Source organism: Paenibacillus sp. MMS18-CY102, from assembly GCF_009789195.1.
In the GTDB taxonomy this organism is placed as follows: Bacteria; Bacillota; Bacilli; order Paenibacillales; family Paenibacillaceae; genus Paenibacillus_T.
The window spans coordinates 283,837-300,182 of the sequence record NZ_WSTC01000001.1 but is presented as its reverse complement, the minus strand read 5'-3'; the positions used below and the strand labels follow the sequence as shown (position 1 = coordinate 300,182).

The 16,346-nt window shown below is 51.7% G+C and carries 17 protein-coding genes; 13 read left to right on the top strand and 4 right to left on the bottom strand.

Going from position 1 to position 16,346, the window contains the following annotated elements:
• Positions 1-65: 65 nt before the first annotated feature.
• From GON22_RS01525 to GON22_RS01515, 3 genes are read right to left on the bottom strand one after another with little or no spacing between them, the layout of a single operon-like run.
• Complete coding sequence (locus tag GON22_RS01525) at positions 66-728, bottom strand: YktB family protein (RefSeq protein WP_160394354.1); 663 nt, start codon at positions 726-728, stop codon at positions 66-68.
• A gap of 25 nt (positions 729-753) precedes the next feature.
• Positions 754-1,416 (bottom strand): response regulator transcription factor, encoded by a 663-nt coding sequence (locus GON22_RS01520; RefSeq protein WP_160394388.1) that lies wholly within the window; start codon positions 1,414-1,416, stop codon positions 754-756.
• Positions 1,416-2,588 carry a sensor histidine kinase gene (locus tag GON22_RS01515; RefSeq protein ID WP_160394353.1) on the bottom strand — a complete coding sequence of 391 codons (1,173 nt, stop codon included), beginning with the start codon at positions 2,586-2,588 and terminating at the stop codon, positions 1,416-1,418. The genes GON22_RS01520 and GON22_RS01515 overlap by 1 nt, the downstream gene beginning before the upstream one ends.
• 174 nt (positions 2,589-2,762) lie before the next feature.
• Between GON22_RS01515 and GON22_RS01510 the strand changes: the two genes are divergently transcribed.
• From GON22_RS01510 to gndA, 9 genes are all read left to right on the top strand, one after another.
• Complete coding sequence (locus GON22_RS01510) at positions 2,763-3,704, top strand: ABC transporter ATP-binding protein (protein ID WP_160394352.1); 942 nt, start codon at positions 2,763-2,765, stop codon at positions 3,702-3,704.
• Between the two features lie 25 nt (positions 3,705-3,729).
• Positions 3,730-4,893 carry an ABC transporter permease gene (locus GON22_RS01505; protein WP_160394351.1) on the top strand — a complete coding sequence of 388 codons (1,164 nt, stop codon included), beginning with the start codon at positions 3,730-3,732 and terminating at the stop codon, positions 4,891-4,893.
• A complete protein-coding gene (locus GON22_RS01500; protein ID WP_160394350.1) occupies positions 4,886-6,034 on the top strand; it encodes an ABC transporter permease in 1,149 nt (382 codons plus the stop codon). The genes GON22_RS01505 and GON22_RS01500 overlap by 8 nt, the downstream gene beginning before the upstream one ends.
• A gap of 262 nt (positions 6,035-6,296) precedes the next feature.
• Complete coding sequence (thiM, locus tag GON22_RS01495; RefSeq protein WP_160394349.1) at positions 6,297-7,103, top strand: hydroxyethylthiazole kinase; 807 nt, start codon at positions 6,297-6,299, stop codon at positions 7,101-7,103.
• 35 nt (positions 7,104-7,138) lie between these two features.
• Positions 7,139-7,996, top strand: a complete 858-nt coding sequence (thiD, locus tag GON22_RS01490) for a bifunctional hydroxymethylpyrimidine kinase/phosphomethylpyrimidine kinase (RefSeq protein ID WP_160394348.1) — start codon at positions 7,139-7,141, stop codon at positions 7,994-7,996.
• Entirely contained in the window at positions 7,993-8,691 is a 699-nt protein-coding gene (gene thiE / locus GON22_RS01485; protein ID WP_160394347.1) for a thiamine phosphate synthase, read from the top strand. Before thiD ends, thiE begins: the two co-directional genes overlap by 4 nt.
• Complete coding sequence (locus GON22_RS01480; protein WP_160394346.1) at positions 8,691-10,019, top strand: uracil-xanthine permease family protein; 1,329 nt, start codon at positions 8,691-8,693, stop codon at positions 10,017-10,019. The genes thiE and GON22_RS01480 overlap by 1 nt, the downstream gene beginning before the upstream one ends.
• A 450-nt stretch (positions 10,020-10,469) precedes the next feature.
• Positions 10,470-11,066 carry a hypothetical protein gene (locus tag GON22_RS01475; RefSeq protein ID WP_160394345.1) on the top strand — a complete coding sequence of 199 codons (597 nt, stop codon included), beginning with the start codon at positions 10,470-10,472 and terminating at the stop codon, positions 11,064-11,066.
• Positions 11,067-11,311: 245 nt separating this feature from the next.
• Positions 11,312-12,724 (top strand): NADP-dependent phosphogluconate dehydrogenase, encoded by a 1,413-nt coding sequence (gene gndA, locus GON22_RS01470; protein ID WP_160394344.1) that lies wholly within the window; start codon positions 11,312-11,314, stop codon positions 12,722-12,724.
• Positions 12,725-12,762: 38 nt separating this feature from the next.
• Here gndA and GON22_RS01465 read toward each other — a convergent pair whose 3' ends face one another.
• Entirely contained in the window at positions 12,763-13,062 is a 300-nt protein-coding gene (locus GON22_RS01465; protein ID WP_160394343.1) for a hypothetical protein, read from the bottom strand.
• Positions 13,063-13,184: 122 nt separating this feature from the next.
• On the opposite strand from GON22_RS01465, the gene GON22_RS01460 reads away from it, so the two are divergent.
• The 4 genes from GON22_RS01460 to GON22_RS01445 all read left to right on the top strand — a co-directional run bounded on the left by GON22_RS01460 (position 13,185) and on the right by GON22_RS01445 (position 16,288).
• A complete protein-coding gene (locus GON22_RS01460; protein WP_160394342.1) occupies positions 13,185-13,745 on the top strand; it encodes a shikimate kinase in 561 nt (186 codons plus the stop codon).
• Between the two features lie 21 nt (positions 13,746-13,766).
• Entirely contained in the window at positions 13,767-15,059 is a 1,293-nt protein-coding gene (gene aroA, locus GON22_RS01455; RefSeq protein WP_160394341.1) for a 3-phosphoshikimate 1-carboxyvinyltransferase, read from the top strand.
• A gap of 61 nt (positions 15,060-15,120) precedes the next feature.
• Positions 15,121-15,552, top strand: coding sequence for a CoA-binding protein (locus GON22_RS01450; RefSeq protein WP_160394340.1), 432 nt, complete (start codon positions 15,121-15,123; stop codon positions 15,550-15,552).
• A 124-nt stretch (positions 15,553-15,676) separates the two neighbouring features.
• Positions 15,677-16,288: a hypothetical protein gene (locus GON22_RS01445; RefSeq protein WP_160394339.1), complete on the top strand. Its 612-nt coding sequence runs from the start codon at positions 15,677-15,679 to the stop codon at positions 16,286-16,288.
• The last annotated feature ends 58 nt before the right edge of the window (positions 16,289-16,346 follow it).

Below are 16,346 nucleotides of genomic sequence, written 5' to 3'. Positions count from 1 at the left end.
GAGAAAGACCGTCTTTCGCGCATGATCGCGAAGACGGTCTTTTTTGTTGCCCGGGTGCCAAGCCATTATGGCTGCATAGACAGTCGGTACAGCGGCATAAGCGCCTCATAGGTTGCGCGGGCTTCTTCCAGCAACGCTTCGCCATCTTGCACTAGTGCGTCATCGACTGGAAAATGGCGTCCGATAAGAAGTTCAGCGGATTTAACATCACGGAAGCGCACAAGTGCGGTATGCCAATCCTTCTCGGACATTGCGGCTACTGGCGTTGCGTCCTTTTTCATATGATCCATCGAGATCACATAGTCGGAAGGCACCGTGCTGCGGACGGTATCCAAATGATTCAGCAGCGTAGCAGCTACCTGCGGCTTGGATGGCAGCTCATAAATAAATGCAAGCCACATAAAGAGATGGTCATCGAACAGGCCCAGCTGAAAATGCGGATGCGCTTTATAGCCGCGCTTATTTTCGCACAGTGCCATCCAAGTGTCTTTCGGCGGGTTTACGGTACGGCGGGCATGCTTGGCAATGTGCAAGAATAGTTCGCCGCCTGCAGCAGGCGCTAATTCAGCCGTTAGCTTTTCGCCAAGTGCGCGGAATTTGGGTTGGATTCGGGATTGAATGGCAGCCATCCGTTCGTCTAGCCCATTCAGATGGAACACGTTAAAATCTGCGGGGACAAACCCTGCCTCCTCAATGGGTAGGGCAGGCAGTATAGTTGTATTGGTCATTTGCTGGTCGCTCCTTGTGGAAGTTTTATGGAAGTTTTAAATAGAAAATGGCGATTTGGGTACGGTCACGCAGTTCCAGCTTATTTAAAATTTCGGAAATGTAGTTTTTGACGGTGCCTTCGCTAAGAAAGAGGGAGGCGGCAATTTCTTTATTGGATAATCCATCTGCAATATGCCGAACGATAGACTGCTCCGCAGCGGTTAGGCCAAATGGGGCGAGATCGCGCTGCGGTTCAGCGGCTTGAACGCCGGATGCTTGTGCGTTTGCTCCATTGCCAATCATGCCTGCAAGCTTGCGCGCAACATCAGGGTGGATGAGCAGCGTCCCTTCATGGATCGTCTTGATGCCGCTGACGATTCGGCTCGGCGATACATTTTTGAGCATATAGCCATTAGCGCCGTTGCGGATGGCAGCAGCGATATATTCATCGTCGTCGAATGTTGTGAGCACGAGCACAGCAGGCGGGCGCTCCATTGACTTGAGCAGCCTTGTGCCTTCCACGCCATCGCAGCCGGGCATGCGCATATCCATCACGACAACGTCTACCTCGTTTTGCATGGCCATTTCATAGGCAGATCGGCCATCTCCGCATGTGCCAACCACTTCTAGCTCAGGGTCAAGCCCTAGTATAACCTGCATGCTTTCTCTTATAAAAGGGTCGTCGTCGACGAGCAGCAGCCGGATCATCATATCGTTCTCCTTTCCGTTTCCTCCCATTCTTGAGAGGCGCTCTGAAGTGCAGGCAGCCAAGTCATGATGGCAAACTGCTCATCAGCCTGCCAAGTGACCGTTCCGCCGACGAGCGCCGCACGCTCGGACATGCCCCGCAAGCCTAAACCTGATTTGATTATGCCGCTCGGAATCTCGCCGTTATTGGCAATCTTCAGCAGAATGCCTTCGTCCCCGCCGAAACGCAATGTAACCTCTACGAAAGTAGCGCCGCCATGCCGGACGGCATTCGTCACAGCTTCTTGTGTGTTGCGGTACAAAATGTATTCCATGCTCGGGTAAAGCGGCATTGGGTTGCCATGCAGTGCAAAAGCGACTTCGATGCCAAGCATGTCGCAGGACTCCCGCACGAGCCGATCAATCGCATAGACACGGCTATCCTCCTCAGGTGCGGACAGCTTTCTTACCGTTCGGCGCATGCGCTCCATGCTATCTTGCAGTTGGTCGCGAATCTGTTCGACCGTATGGCGAGCGCGTTGCGTATCGACATCGAACAGGTGCAAGGTAGCTTCAGCCATCATTTTGACGCGAATGAGCCGATGCCCTAGATCATCGTGGATGTCTCTTGCGATCCGATTGCGTTCTTCGGTCTGTGCATATTGCTCGATCTGTGCTGCATAGTCCAGCAGCCTGCGCCGAGCGCCTTCCAGCTCTTCGTGCTGGCTAGCTAGCCGCTCGTAAAGCAGCTCTGCCCGAAGATGCTTGTCGTTGTTCTGTCTGGCTGCAATGAGGACGGCAGCAAGCATAAGCCAGAGCAAAGCAGCGGCAGCCATTAGTTCTGTGGAGCGGCCGCTTAAGGAAGCGATTTGGACAGCAAGCCCGCCAATCGTCCAGAAACAAAGGGCGGCAGTCGATGTGCTTCGCGAATAGATGGCGATCAAGGTCGAGTAGGGGAGCAGAAACAGAAAACCGTCCCACTGTTCAGAGACGGCTCCGAAGCCAATTAGCTCAATGATTAGCAGCGGCACGGTTATTTTTGGGAATAACTCACTTAGCTTCACAGCTAATAGGCCAAGCAGAATGGAACAGATGAGCCAATCCGTTGCCGCACCTAGCGGCTGTGCAATAAGGGTAAAAACAGTTGGCATTACAATAAACAGATGGCGGAGCCATCTCATTAAGCTGCTCATGCTAAGGCGTCTCCTAGGCAACAGTTTGTTCCATTATAGCATATCGATTTCGCGGTGGGCGGCGAATGAAAATGACTTTTGTCACCTTATTCCAATGACTTGAGAGACCTGTATTGCTCCAAATATTCCCTTACAATGAGTACATGAAGCAAGTTCAGAGGGGATGGATGAGAGATGAAACTAGTAGAGCTGCGTGAGGTTGTCAAAAAATATGAGGAAACGGTGACGGTGAACCACCTGTCGCTTGATATTGAAGAAGGCGAGATTTTCGGCTTGTTAGGACCTAACGGAGCGGGCAAGAGCACGACGATCGGCATGCTGTCAGGCTTGATCTCTGTGACGAGCGGCGACATTCAAGTAGGCGGGCACTCCATCACGCGCCGACCGCTCGACGTGAAACGGCAGATCGGGCTCGTGCCCCAGGACCTCGCCATCTATGAATATTTGTCCGCTCGCGAGAATGTGACATTTTTCGCTAAATTATATGGTCTTCGGGGCAAAATGCTCCGCGATCGCGTGGATGAGGCACTTGAGTTCGTTGGGTTGCTGGATCGCGCCAAGGATAAGCCCTCTACTTTCTCGGGAGGCATGAAACGGAGGCTGAACATCGCTTGCGCAATCGTCCATCGCCCGAAACTCATTATGATGGATGAGCCGACGGTAGGCATTGACCCCCAATCCCGCAATCATATTCTGGAGTCGGTTCGCGAGCTCAATCGGCTTGGTTCCACGGTTATCTATACGAGCCACTATATGGAAGAGGTGGAGTCGATCTGCTCCCGCGTGGGCGTTATGGACCATGGAAAGCTGATTGCATGCGGAACGAAAGAACAATTGCTGCGGCAAGCGGGCCAGGAAGAAAAGCTAATGCTTGAACTGGATCAAGCGTCGGCGGGCGCATTGGATGAAATTCGCATCCATCCGCGCGTGAAGCGTGTAATTTCTTCAGGGGAACGTTTGCTGGAAGTGTTTGTAAAGGAGTCGGCTACCGTTCTTCAAGATTTATTGTTCATTCTGAATAAGCATGGCGTTGCGCTCCGTACGCTTACGAGGGTCGAGCCAGATTTGGAATCTTTATTCTTGCATCTAACGGGCCGTACTTTGCGTGACAGCTAATGAAGGAGAGAGGGGAGGAATCATAATGGGCGCTTGGTGGACATTGGCTCGATATGAGCTGTTGAAATTTAGCAGGATGCGCAGTGTTCTAGCCATTTTGTTCGGCTTGCCGCTGCTGATTATATTATTGTTGGGCAATGCCTTTAGCAGCGAGATGAAGCCCGCGAAGGTAGCGCTGGCAATTCAAGACCAAGGAGTGCTGAGCGAGCAGATTAAAACGTATTGGCATTCGGAAGCGATCAGCAAATTCGTTGCCATCGATGACGTGGCTTCGGAAGAGAAAGTGAAGGAGCTTGTTGAATCGGAAGCGGTTGATTACGGCGTCATCGTGCCAGCTACATTCTCTTCCGATGTGATGGCAGCTCGGCCAACGCGTTGGCAACTGCTTCCTGGAGGCAAGGATGAGAAAAATATTGCGGTGCAATCGGTCGTAGACCGGTTTCTGACGGAGGCGGAATTAAGGCAATCGGCGGCGATGGCAGGTTATCCATTGCCACAGGGTGACGATACAGCTGCAGCGGATGCCACTGACCAAGCGCTCGTAGCGGTAGGGACGCTTGGCGCAGGAGAGGACACAGCGTTTGGCTCCGTCTCGGCGATTCAGTATTATGCAGGAGCATACCTAATCATGTTTCTGCTCTATGCTGGAATGTCAGGCTCAACGGCGTTATTGACAGAGAGGGAGCGGGGGACGCTTCAACGGATTTTCTCACAGCCTGTCTCCGCAATTAGCGTAATGAGCGGTAAATTAGGCGGCGCATTCTTGCTTGGCATTTTGCAAGCTATCGTCATTGTAGGCTTTACAGCTGGTGTATACGGCGTGCGATGGGGCGCTCACTTGGAGATGCTTGCGCTAGTCTGTATCCTAACGGTTATTGCAGGGATCGGGCTCGCCCTGATTGTAGCGTCGATTGTACGAACGGTAAAAGCGATGCAATCGGTGTTCTCCATCATTTCTTTCGTTGCCGCATTCGTAAGCGGGAGCATGGTTGTAGGCTTAGGCGGCATTATTGATAAGATCGGCCGCTTCACGATTAATTATTGGGCAATGAAAGGATTGAGAGGAATTATGATGGGAACTGCTGGAGCTGATGTTTGGGGGCAAATCGGTGTGTTAGCCGCGATTGCCGCCGTTCTAATCACAGTTGGGGCAATTCGATTGTCAAAGGTGGTGAAGCAGCATGCCTAGCCTTATTATTGCACGCCAGCTCGTTCGCCGAATGATCGGGAGCCGCAAAGATGTGTTCCTTACGCTGTTTCTTCCTGCTATCGTGCTTGCTGTCATCATCGGCCTCGTTGCAAACCAACAAGGCCGCAATGCGGTCATAGAGGTGACGAACAAGGATCAAGGCCCATTCGGCAAGGCAATTGTCGAGCTGCTTCAGAAGGAGAAGAAATATACGGTTAAATGGTTGAACGAGGGAACCGAAGAGCAGCGCAAGCAGAGCGTGATGGGCGAGAAAACGGATGCCGCAATTTTTATTCCGGCTGATTATTCGAGCCAACTGCTAAGCGGCCAACAGCCGAAAGTAACGATGTTTCGATTGAACGAACAGCTATGGAACGCCTCGCTTGCGTTGGCGCTTCAAGCGGAGAGCGCAAGGCAGTACCATGGCGCCCTATTATTGCAATCCTCCCATGCTTTGAACGAGAGACATCTGGTGTCGTTGCTTGATCATAAGCAGCTTATTCAATCCGAATTAACGCCAACTGCCTTGGGCGTCGCCAAAGACCAGCCAATTACGATCGGGATCATGCTTCTGTTCGTCCTGATTCTCGTAACGCGTTCGATTGGCCTTGTTATGGAAGATCGCGAGAAAAGGACGATGGCCCGCATGTACGCAGCCCCTGTTAGGGCGCTCGACATCGCTGTCGGCAATTTCCTTGGCAGCGTTGCAACGGGAACAGTACAGCTGTTCATCATGGTTGGATTATCGTGCTACGCATTCGGTTACGATCCTGGGCTGTCGCCGGTGATGCTATTCCTCGTACTGGAATGTTTCTTGTTCGCAGCTGTTGGGCTTTGCTCAGCAGTAGCAGGCCTCGTGCGCAACGGCATGCAGCTTGGCCAAATTAGCAATATGGTCATTACGCCGACTTGCATGATTAGCGGCTGCTTCTGGCCGGTATCGTTTATGCCTGATTATATGCAAAAGCTTGCAAATATTACGCCGCAGCTGTGGGCGATCGAAGCGATCAATCGCCTATCGATGGGCCAAGGCATTCATACTGCTGTGATGCCAATTATCATTTTGCTATTGTTCGCCGCAGTGTTGCTTGCGTTCGGCGCTGTCGTGCTTCGTCCGAGCCGCGGAGCGATTGGAAGCTGACGTTCGCTTATTCATCAGATCATGCTGAACCATTGTAATTTTTTGCGAGATGTAATACACTGATCGCAATTGCATATCTCGGGAGCTTGTGGAAGCAGGCTGAGAGTACGGCTAATCCGTCGTAGACCGTTGAACCTGTTGGATAATGCCATCGTAGGGACGCACTCACACTTAAGTGATGTTTAATAGCGCTTTGCTTGCACCTGCAGGCAGAGCGTTTTTTTGTATGTCCGAAAGCATTCATAGGGGAGAGTTGAATCAGATGGAGATGCTCCATGTTGCCGAATTGCTGGGCAAGGTTAGAACGCAAAACCCGCTTGTAACGAGCATGACGAACGTCGTCGTGACGAATTTTACAGCGAATGGCTTGCTCGCATTAGGCGCTTCGCCGATCATGGCGTATGCGAAGGAAGAAGTGGCGGATATTGCACGAATCTCCAGCGCACTTGTGCTAAACATTGGCACACTGAACGAGACGGATGTGGCGGCGATGAAAATCGCAGGCGCTTCGGCGAATGTACATAGCGTGCCGGTTATTTTCGATCCGGTAGGGGCGGGGGCGACGGCTTACCGCACTCGTGTGTCACAAGAAATAATGAGTGAGCTGAGCGTTGCGGCGATTCGAGGCAATGCCGCTGAAATAGCAAACGTCGTAGGCCGCGAGTGGCAGATCAAAGGCGTAGATGCAGGCGCTGGCGACGGCGATGTGCTGGAGCTGGCACAGGCAGCGGCACGGCAGTTGAATTCGGTGGCGGTTATTACCGGCAAAGAAGATGTCGTGTCCGATGGGACTCGCACGATTATTATCCGCAATGGAGATGCCATTCTGACGCGCGTGACGGGAACTGGCTGTTTGCTGACGTCCGTCATTGGCGCATTTGCAGCCGTAGAGCAAGATATGGTGATCGCTTCGGCAGCCGCACTCGTCGTGTATGGCGTAGCTGCTGAGCTTGCGGCAAGCAAAGCGAAAGAGCAAGGGCCAGGCAGTTTCCAAATGGAGTTCTTAAACCAATTGGCATTGGTATTGCCTTCGGATATTATGCGGCTTGGCCGGATGGAACGCCTCTAAATACATTTGATTTTGTATAGATTAGGAGAATGGGCATGACAGCAATTGCAAGAGCATTAACGATAGCTGGCTCTGACAGTGGCGGTGGAGCGGGCATACAAGCTGATTTGAAAACATTCCAAGAGCTAGGCGTGTATGGGATGACGGCATTGACTGCGGTAACCGCCCAGAACACGTTAGGCGTGCAGGGGATATATCCGATGTCGGCCGAAGCGGTTCAGAAACAAATGGATGCGATCGGGGAAGATATTGGCGCAGATGCGGTGAAGACCGGGATGCTGTTCAATAGCGAGATCATTCGGGCAGTCGGCGAGAAGCTCGCACAATATCGATGGGACAAGGTCGTCATTGATCCAGTTATGATTGCCAAGGGCGGATCCGTTTTGTTAATGGAAGAGGCGGTTCGGGCGCTCCGTGAAGTGCTCATGCCGCTGTCGCTTGTCGTGACGCCGAACATCCCAGAAGCTGAGCTGATTGCGGGCATTTCAATTCAAGGTCTCGATGGGCGAAAAGAAGCAGCGCGCATATTAGCGGGCCTTGGCGCGAGAAACGTCATTATGAAGGGCGGCCACGACGAATCCAACCCGAACGAGGCGATTGACCTATTATTCGACGGCCGGGATTTCTACGAATTTAGCGGTCCTCGCTTCGTTACCCGCCACACGCATGGCACGGGATGTACGTTTGCTGCAGCGGTTACGGCGGAACTAGCGAAAGGCTGTAATGTGCTGGAGGCTGTCGAATTGGCGAAAGCGTTCATTCAAGCCGCGATTGAGGAACCGCTGAATCTTGGGCAAGGGCATGGACCGACGAACCATTGGGCTTACCGGAGACGCTTCGTATCGGCGCAGGCACAGCCACCGGCTCATCCAGCACCGGGAGCGAGCGAGTGAGCGCCTCGCAATGGCGGCAGGAGGAGAAGCTTCGCCAGCTCCTGTCGGTTTATTTGATCATGGGAAGCAACAACTGTTTGAGAAGCCCGATGGATGTTCTGGAAGCAGCAATTCAGGGCGGCATCACGATGTTTCAGTATCGCGAGAAGGGGAGCGGGGCGCTTGTAGGGAACGAGCGCTTCGCCCTTGCAAGCCAGCTTCGCGACAAATGCCGGGAGTGCGGTGTGCCATTCATTGTGAATGATGACATTAGCCTCGCGCTGGCACTGGACGCGGATGGCGTACATATCGGCCAAGAGGATGAGCATGCCGCTGAGGTTAGGCGTCGCATTGGAGCTGGGCGAATATTAGGCGTCTCCGCTTACGACCTCCCTGAAGCAGAGGCTGCCATTCGTAACGGGGCTGATTATTTGGGGGTAGGACCGCTGTTTAGCACGCAAACCAAAGAAGATGCGAAAGCGGCTTCGGGACTCGGAGCCGTAGCTTTGATGCGACAGCAAGGCATTCGTATGCCAATCGTTGGCATTGGCGGGATTACATCGGCCAACGCTGGGCAAGTGGTGCGAGCTGGGGCGGATGGCGTATCCGTCATTACGGCGATTACGCATGCCAGTGAAGAACGGTCCGCAACAGAGGCGCTTCGCAACGCGGTAGAACGCGGGCTTCGTCTGCGCACAGAAGGAGGAGTATCGTAATGAATGACCCAATTCAGCCAGCTTCCCATATGCAAGAGACTGAAGGGAAGCTGGAGGTTGAGCAGCGCATTGGCCGCTCGCAAAGCTTTCTTCTAGGGCTGCAGCATGTATTCGTGTCGAACGTCTGGCTTGATCCGCTTTTCATTGCTGTGATGATCGGCATGACGCCATTCATGACGTCTGGACTCATTAATGCTGTATTCGTTGTGGCGGGATTAGTGACGCTGGCCCAAGCCACGAGGATGGCTAAGCTGCCAATCGTGCAGGGCCCGTCTGCTTCATTCGACGCGCTTATGATCTCAACAGGCAAGACGGCGGGGCTCGCTGCAGCTTCTGGCGGCATGCTCGTAAGTGCGATTGTCGTGTTCATTCTGTCGGTCACAGGCTGGATCAGCAAGCTTCGCAGCTGGTTCACGCCTGCCGTGGCAGGGACCGTCATTTGTGTCGTTGGCATCGCACTCTCGCAATTTACGATGTATGAATTTCTCGGCGGAGCGCCGGGGGAGCCAACCTTTCTAGCTTCATCCGTACTTATTTTATCGATTACTACCTCAGCTATTGTCGTCATTCTCTCGAATTTCGGCAAAGGTTGGCTGCAGCGTTACGCGTTTCTTATCGCACTGCTCGTTGGTGATATCGTCGCTGGCTGCATGGGCAAAATTGATTTCAACACGGTTGGCGCGCAGGATTGGTTTGCGTTGCCTGATCTGCTCCCTTACGGTCCAATCGATTGGGACATGAGCATTATCGTTTCATTCATGATTGCTTATTTGGCAGCCATTATGGAAGCGATGGGTGTCTATCAAGCTGCATCGGAAATCACGGATGTTAAGCTGGATGGCCGCCGCATACGGAGAGGATTTATCGGGGAGTCATCCGGCTCGATCTTGTCCTCGTTCCTCGGCGGCTTGCCAACAACCGCTTATGCGCAAAATGTGAGCTTGCTTCGCTTGACGCGTACGGGTTCCCGTTATCCGATTATATGGGCAGGCGCTATTTTCTTGGTGCTCGGCTTCGTTCCTAAGGCAGGCGCTGTGCTGGCGTTGACGCCAGCAGCGGTAGTAGGCGGCTTATTCCTGCCCGCAGCAGCAGGGCTCATCATGTCAGGCGTTTCATTATTAACGAAGATGGAGAAAACGGAAGCAAACTTTGCGGTCGTCGGCCTCTCCATCGTGCTGGCGATAGCATTGCCGGTCAACATGTCGAGCCTCTCTGGATTTTGGGGGACCGTGTTGACGAATCAGGTGTTAGTCGGTGCGCTGAGCGTTCTTTTGCTTCAACTGCTGCTTGTATCGATTCCAAGGCGAATCGTTCAGTTGAGAAAGTGACCATGTTTCAAAGGGCCGTCCCAAAAGCCGTTCACCAAAGGCTTTTGGGACGGCCTTTTTATATATGTACAGAAAAAACAACCGTTGCAGCGCAGTGAAAGGGGGTGCCTCCAGTATTCGTGGCAGTGGGAACACCGCCTTTTTCATGCTGGCAGCAACGGCGGACGCGCAGAGCAAGAACTTTTTTGAGAGAAGATGGATAATGGCATAGGGGGCGTGAATAGGATGACAATACCCCTCTACTTCAGCATGAAGCTATCGCAGCTGGCGCAGGGCGGCCGATCCGTCTACGGCCGAGACAAATCGGGCGCACTTGCGTTCAAAAATAGTCAATAATCCAAGTTGCCAGATCATAAGATGAAGTATAAACTAGATACAAGAACTAATTGTCAGAACATTTCGTCGTTTCACAAAAAGAATCGCTATTATCGCTGCAAGGGAGGGATTGCCGTGAACAAGAGCCACGAGGTAGAGTATTGCAATTTGGAGCTGCGATTCGACCGCCGGCAAATCCAGAATCTCATTCGGGACCTTATCCAAGAAGGCTACTCTTTGTATTGGAGCGAAACAGAATATCAATTCCTAATCTCGATCCGCACCGGGCGCAAGCTTGTTAAGCTTCGCTTCCAGCGAATCAAGCAGCGTTACAAAATTGTTGGCGATTACTTGATTAAAGACGAGAAGCTGTCTGAACTGATTGAAAAGCTGATTAATGACACACGGGGCCATGCAGTTGTTAAGCGGATAAAAGACCGCCAAATTGTCATCGAGAATATTATGTTCGGTGAAATTATACGATTAGTGGAGGTGTCCGGCATGGAACATCGGATTATTTATCAGAAAAAACCTTTTGTAACGATTGAAGAAATGATTCAGGCGTTCCAATCGAAGAGGGCAGAGGAACGGGCTGCAGTGCTGCGTTACGAGCTTGACTACGAATTGTCGGTGCTTTACGAGGCGTTAACGAACAATGATGAGGAGACAATTGCAGGTTCTAAGGAAAAACTATTAGGGCTTCGTTCCGAAATGTTGCAGCTTGAGCTTTAAAGACGCTGATCGATAATGTATACATTGCCGCCAAACAGCGGCTAACAGGAGCGGGATTCGTCACCGATTGGGGATGAATCCCGCTCTTTTGGCTGCCATTATAAAAAACCTTTACGGGTATGATTAGAAATTGTGATGAAACTGTGGCGGTTTTTTCCTTCACGGCAGTTTTCTTCCGTTGCCAAAAAGAGTACAATAATAATTATTGCGAACAAACTACCAGAGAAAAGGGATGGAAGAAACGAATGTCTAAACAACAGATCGGCGTAATCGGCCTTGCTGTAATGGGTAAAAACTTGGCTCTCAACATTGAAAGCAGAGGCTTCACGGTATCGGTATTCAACCGCTCACGCGAGAAAACGGATGATCTTATCCAAGAAGCAGCGGGCAAAAACCTCGTTCCTACGTACACGATTGAAGAATTCGTCGCTTCCCTCGAAGTGCCGCGCAAAATTTTGATCATGGTACAAGCTGGTGCAGGTACTGACGCAACAATCGACTCGCTCGTTCCGCATTTGTCGGAAGGCGATATTATTATCGACGGCGGCAACGCATACTTCCCTGACACCGTTCGCCGCAGCAAAGCGCTTGAGGAGCAAGGCTTCCGCTTCATCGGCACTGGCGTATCCGGTGGCGAAGAAGGCGCATTGAAAGGCCCTTCCATCATGCCAGGTGGACAAGAGTCTGCTTACAAGCTGGTTGAGCCAATCCTGACGGCTATCTCGGCTAAAGTTAACGGCGATGCATGCTGCACGTATATCGGTCCAGACGGTGCTGGCCACTACGTCAAAATGGTGCACAACGGCATTGAGTATGGCGACATGCAGCTGATCTGCGAAGCTTACAACCTGCTGCAATCCGTTCTTGGCCTTGACGCTAAAGAACTGCATGAGATCTTCACAGAGTGGAACAAAGGCGAACTCGACAGCTACCTGATCGAGATCACTGCTGATATCTTCTCCAAATACGATCCAGAAACGGGCAAACCAATGGTTGACGTGATCTTGGACTCGGCTGGACAAAAAGGCACAGGCAAATGGACGAGCCAAAGCTCGCTCGACCTGGGCGTTCCGCTGTCGATCATCACGGAATCCGTATTCGCTCGCTTCTTGTCGGCAATGAAAGAAGAGCGCGTAGCAGCAAGCAAGCTGCTGAAAGGACCGAAATCGGCTCCATTCCAAGGCGACAAAGCAGCATTCATCGAAGCGGTTCGCAAAGCGCTGTTCGCGAGCAAAATTTGCTCGTATGCACAAGGCTTCGCACAAATGCGCGCAGCATCCGACGAGTATGGCTGGGACCTGCGTTACGGCGACATCGCAATGATCTTCCGCGGCGGCTGCATTATCCGTGCACGCTTCCTGCAAAACATCAAGGACGCTTACGATCGCGACCCGAACCTGAGCAACCTGCTGCTTGACCCTTACTTCCAAGAAATCGTCGAGTCGTACCAAGGCGCTTGGCGTGAAGTGGTTGGCACAGCTGTTGCACAAGGCATTCCAGTGCCTTCGTTCGCTAGCGCAATCGCATACTTCGATAGCTACCGTACAGAGCGCCTGCCAGCTAACCTGTTGCAAGCGCAACGTGACTACTTCGGTGCCCATACGTTCAAACGCCTGGACAAAGAAGGTTCGTTCCACCACAACTGGATGGGTAACTAATTCGGTCAACATGAAGAAGGGTTGTCCCCTAGCGAGAGCTAGGAGGACAACCCTTCTACTGCGTCTGTCAACCATCGGCGCAAGCGATCAACCTCATGGTCGCCATGTTTGCGTTGAATTAAGCTCATGGATGCTTCTGCAAAAGAGTGAAATGCTTTAACAAGATGCGGCTGCGATAGATCCATTAATTTGGGGTCTGCGTCAGCCAACTTCTTTTTAATATATTCAAGCACCCAGATGACATCTTCCCGGCAGAGCGGATAAGAATGGTCAAGCAGCCGGTTTAATCGTTTGGAAGCCAGGTTGTCTTGAGGCAGCGGGCGTGTCAGATCATGCATAGGCCAATTCTCCTTAGTGGTTATTTCCTACTTCCATCCTTACGGCAAAATTAAGATTTTTATACCAGTTTGTCCGGAAAAAATGGTATGATAAGTCGGTATGTATAGAGGAGGGGCTAATAATGAGCGAACCAAACAATCCTCATGTAGTCGCTTCGAATACGGGAATGGCCGATAAAATTGTTCTAGTCGGATTTATGGGTACGGGCAAATCGACGGTTTCCCGTCTGCTAGCCGAGCAATTGGGTTGGCGTCGAATCGATTCAGATGAAGAAATCGTTCGTGTTACAGGCAAAGCGATCAAGGATTTGTTCGCAGAAGGCGGCGAGGCCCATTTTCGCAATATAGAGTCGGAGACGCTGTGTGCAATCTTGCAGGCAGGCACGCCGGCGGTCATTGCGACAGGAGGGGGCGCGGTACTTCGCGAAGAGAATCGAAGCGCTATGCTGTCACAATCGCTTGTCGTCGCGCTTAAGGCAGACGAATCGCATATCGTGGAGCGGGTTTCCAGCGATACATCACGGCCTTTATTGCAAGGGGACACAGCAGCGAACGTACGCAGATTGCTGGATGAGCGGCGGACTGCTTATGATTTTGCACCGCTAATTATTGATACGACAGGATTAACGCCTGATGCGGTATGCAAGATTATATTGGAACAGCGATATCAATTACACATTTAACATAAAGGGGACTAATTGAACATGGACGTTATCGTAACGCCTACACCAAGGCTGCAAGGCGATATTCAAGCGCTTTCTTCCAAAAACTATACGACTCGCTACCTGCTTGTAGCTGCACTGGCAGAAGGAACGAGCACGATTTACTATCCTGCACATAGCGAAGACAGTGATGCTATGCGCCGTTGTATTCGTGATTTGGGCGCTGTTGTTGAGGAAGATGAAGAGAAAATTACGATCACAGGCTTCGGCAATCGCCCTAGCGACGTGAAAGAGTTGAATGTAGGCAATGCGGGGGCAGTTCTCCGGTTCCTGATGGCAATTGCTTCCCTAAGCCCCGAAATTACATTCGTTAATACGTACCCAGATTCGCTTGGCAAACGCCCGCATGATGACTTAATTGTATCGCTTGAGCAACTGGGTGCATCCATTGACCATAACGAAGGCAAATTGCCAATTACGATTCGCGGCGGCCAATTGAAAGGCGGCAAAATCACCGTATCTGGCAACATCAGCTCGCAGTTCCTCAGCGCATTGCTCTTCTTGACGCCTATGCTAGAAGAAGATAGCGAAATTGAAGTGCTTCATGACCTGAAGTCCAAGATCGTTATCGGACAGACGCTGGAAGTTATCGAGCAAGCCGGCATCGTCATTCATGCGAGCGAAGACCTGATGCACTACCGCATTCCAGGCCGCCAGAAGTACGAAGCCAAAACGTACCGCGTGCAAGGCGACTATCCTGGTTCGGCGGCTGTTCTCGCAGCGGCGGCAGTTACTCAGTCTGATGTGACGCTTCGCGGATTGGAAGAGAAGAGCAAGCAAGGCGAACGCGCGATTGTCGATGTGCTCCGCATGATGAATGTGCCATTGACGCACGATAATGCTGTTGTGCGCGTTCAAGGCAACGGCAAGCTCAAAGCGCTTGAATTCGACGGCGACGTGGCTACGGATGCTGTACTTGCAATGGTGGCAGCAGCTGTATTTGCAGAAGGAACTTCCCGTTTCTACAATGTTGAGAACCTGCGTTATAAAGAATGCGACCGAATCACGGACTATCTGAACGAGCTGCGCAAAGCAGGGGCGAACGTGGAAGAGCGCCAAAGTGAAATCATCGTTCATGGCCGTCCGGAGGGTGTTGAAGGCGGTGTAGAAATCGATGCGCATTACGATCATCGCGTTATTATGGCGCTGACAGTTGTAGGCTTGCGCTCGAAGCAGCCAATTCGCATTCGCGACGCGCATCATGTAGCCAAATCGTACCCAATTTACTTTGATCACCTCAAGGCACTTGGCGCGCAAGTCGAATGGGTTGAATAATACTGTGCCGCCCTCTTAAGGGCGGCCAGTCTATTTTTTGAAATACAGGGAGGTCATATTGATGGCATATTCGCATCCATCACGCGACGAAATTCGTTCCATTCTTGAGCAGTCGAACACCATTGCGGTTGTAGGGCTATCGGATAAGCCGGATCGGACATCGTACATGGTATCCGAGGCGATGCAGGCTAAAGGTTATCGCATTATCCCGGTTAATCCGAATGCAGAATCGATTCTTGGAGAGAAATGTTATCCGTCGTTAGCTGACATCCCTGAACCTGTTGATATTGTAAATGTGTTTCGCCGAAGTGAGCATACGCCTCCTGTAGCGGAAGAAGCTGTTGCGATCAAAGCGAAAGTATTATGGTTGCAGCTTGGCATTGCTAATGAAGAAGCGGCTTCCATCGCTGAAGCGGGCGGCGTTACCGTTATTATGGACCGCTGCATTAAAGTGGAGGATTCCATTTTGCTGCCAGGGGGCAAATCCAAATAATGCTGGGATAAAAAGCGAGGTCGTTTCCAACAATAAGTGAGGTTTCCGATCGCGTTCATGGGCTTTCGTTCATGAACTTGCCGGGAACCGAATTATGGTATGAATCCGAGGAGGACGACATCGAATGTATCAAGGGAACCAGCAGGGAACGGCGTATTCGCAGAACGCACAGCAGCCTTATCATGCAGGCGGTTATGTGCAGTCGCATTATCAAGGCCAACTTAGCCAACCAAGCTTTGGGCAGCCAGGCGTCCTTCCGGGAGGCTATCAAGCCTCTAGCCATCAGCCTTATGCATCTCAAACGCATAACAGCTATCAGAACTACACGCCAGCGTCGCAATCGCTTGGGCCTGTTATTTCTCGTGTAGGATGGCAAGCAGGTCCCGACTTGCAACAGTCGACGCAACAGCATAACTACGCACCTGTTCACACGTATAACCAACAAGCGTCTTCTAACCAATCTTACACAGCTGGACCGGTCATATCCCGGTACGGTTATCAAGCAGGACCTGATTCCTATGGCCCTGTGAATCAAGCGTTCCAACAGCATCAGCCACAGCAGTATGCGTATCAACAACAGCATGCTGCCCAATCGACTTACCAGCCGTCCTTCTATGGGGCGCACGCGACAACATCAGCAACCCATCAGCATCCCGTCTATCAAGCGACGAATGCTTATGCGGAAGCTGGTCCCGTCATCCAGCATTTCGGCGGATGGGAATCCAATCAGCGCTAATTATGAAGCAATATTAGGAGCAGGGCTGTTTCTGATCAAGCGATCAGAGGCAGCCCTC

What these genes read in the sequence shown, in the direction of transcription:
- GON22_RS01525 (WP_160394354.1), bottom strand. Translation starts at nt 728, where the DNA reads ATGACCAATACAACTATACTGCCTGCCCTACCCATTGAGGAGGCAGGG.
- GON22_RS01520 (WP_160394388.1), bottom strand. Translation starts at nt 1,416, where the DNA reads ATGATCCGGCTGCTGCTCGTCGACGACGACCCTTTTATAAGAGAAAGC.
- GON22_RS01515 (WP_160394353.1), bottom strand. Translation starts at nt 2,588, where the DNA reads ATGAGCAGCTTAATGAGATGGCTCCGCCATCTGTTTATTGTAATGCCA.
- GON22_RS01510 (WP_160394352.1), top strand. Translation starts at nt 2,763, where the DNA reads ATGAAACTAGTAGAGCTGCGTGAGGTTGTCAAAAAATATGAGGAAACG.
- GON22_RS01505 (WP_160394351.1), top strand. Translation starts at nt 3,730, where the DNA reads ATGGGCGCTTGGTGGACATTGGCTCGATATGAGCTGTTGAAATTTAGC.
- GON22_RS01500 (WP_160394350.1), top strand. Translation starts at nt 4,886, where the DNA reads ATGCCTAGCCTTATTATTGCACGCCAGCTCGTTCGCCGAATGATCGGG.
- thiM (WP_160394349.1), top strand. Translation starts at nt 6,297, where the DNA reads ATGGAGATGCTCCATGTTGCCGAATTGCTGGGCAAGGTTAGAACGCAA.
- thiD (WP_160394348.1), top strand. Translation starts at nt 7,139, where the DNA reads ATGACAGCAATTGCAAGAGCATTAACGATAGCTGGCTCTGACAGTGGC.
- GON22_RS01480 (WP_160394346.1), top strand. Translation starts at nt 8,691, where the DNA reads ATGAATGACCCAATTCAGCCAGCTTCCCATATGCAAGAGACTGAAGGG.
- gndA (WP_160394344.1), top strand. Translation starts at nt 11,312, where the DNA reads ATGTCTAAACAACAGATCGGCGTAATCGGCCTTGCTGTAATGGGTAAA.
- GON22_RS01465 (WP_160394343.1), bottom strand. Translation starts at nt 13,062, where the DNA reads ATGCATGATCTGACACGCCCGCTGCCTCAAGACAACCTGGCTTCCAAA.
- GON22_RS01460 (WP_160394342.1), top strand. Translation starts at nt 13,185, where the DNA reads ATGAGCGAACCAAACAATCCTCATGTAGTCGCTTCGAATACGGGAATG.
- aroA (WP_160394341.1), top strand. Translation starts at nt 13,767, where the DNA reads ATGGACGTTATCGTAACGCCTACACCAAGGCTGCAAGGCGATATTCAA.
- GON22_RS01450 (WP_160394340.1), top strand. Translation starts at nt 15,121, where the DNA reads ATGGCATATTCGCATCCATCACGCGACGAAATTCGTTCCATTCTTGAG.
- GON22_RS01445 (WP_160394339.1), top strand. Translation starts at nt 15,677, where the DNA reads ATGTATCAAGGGAACCAGCAGGGAACGGCGTATTCGCAGAACGCACAG.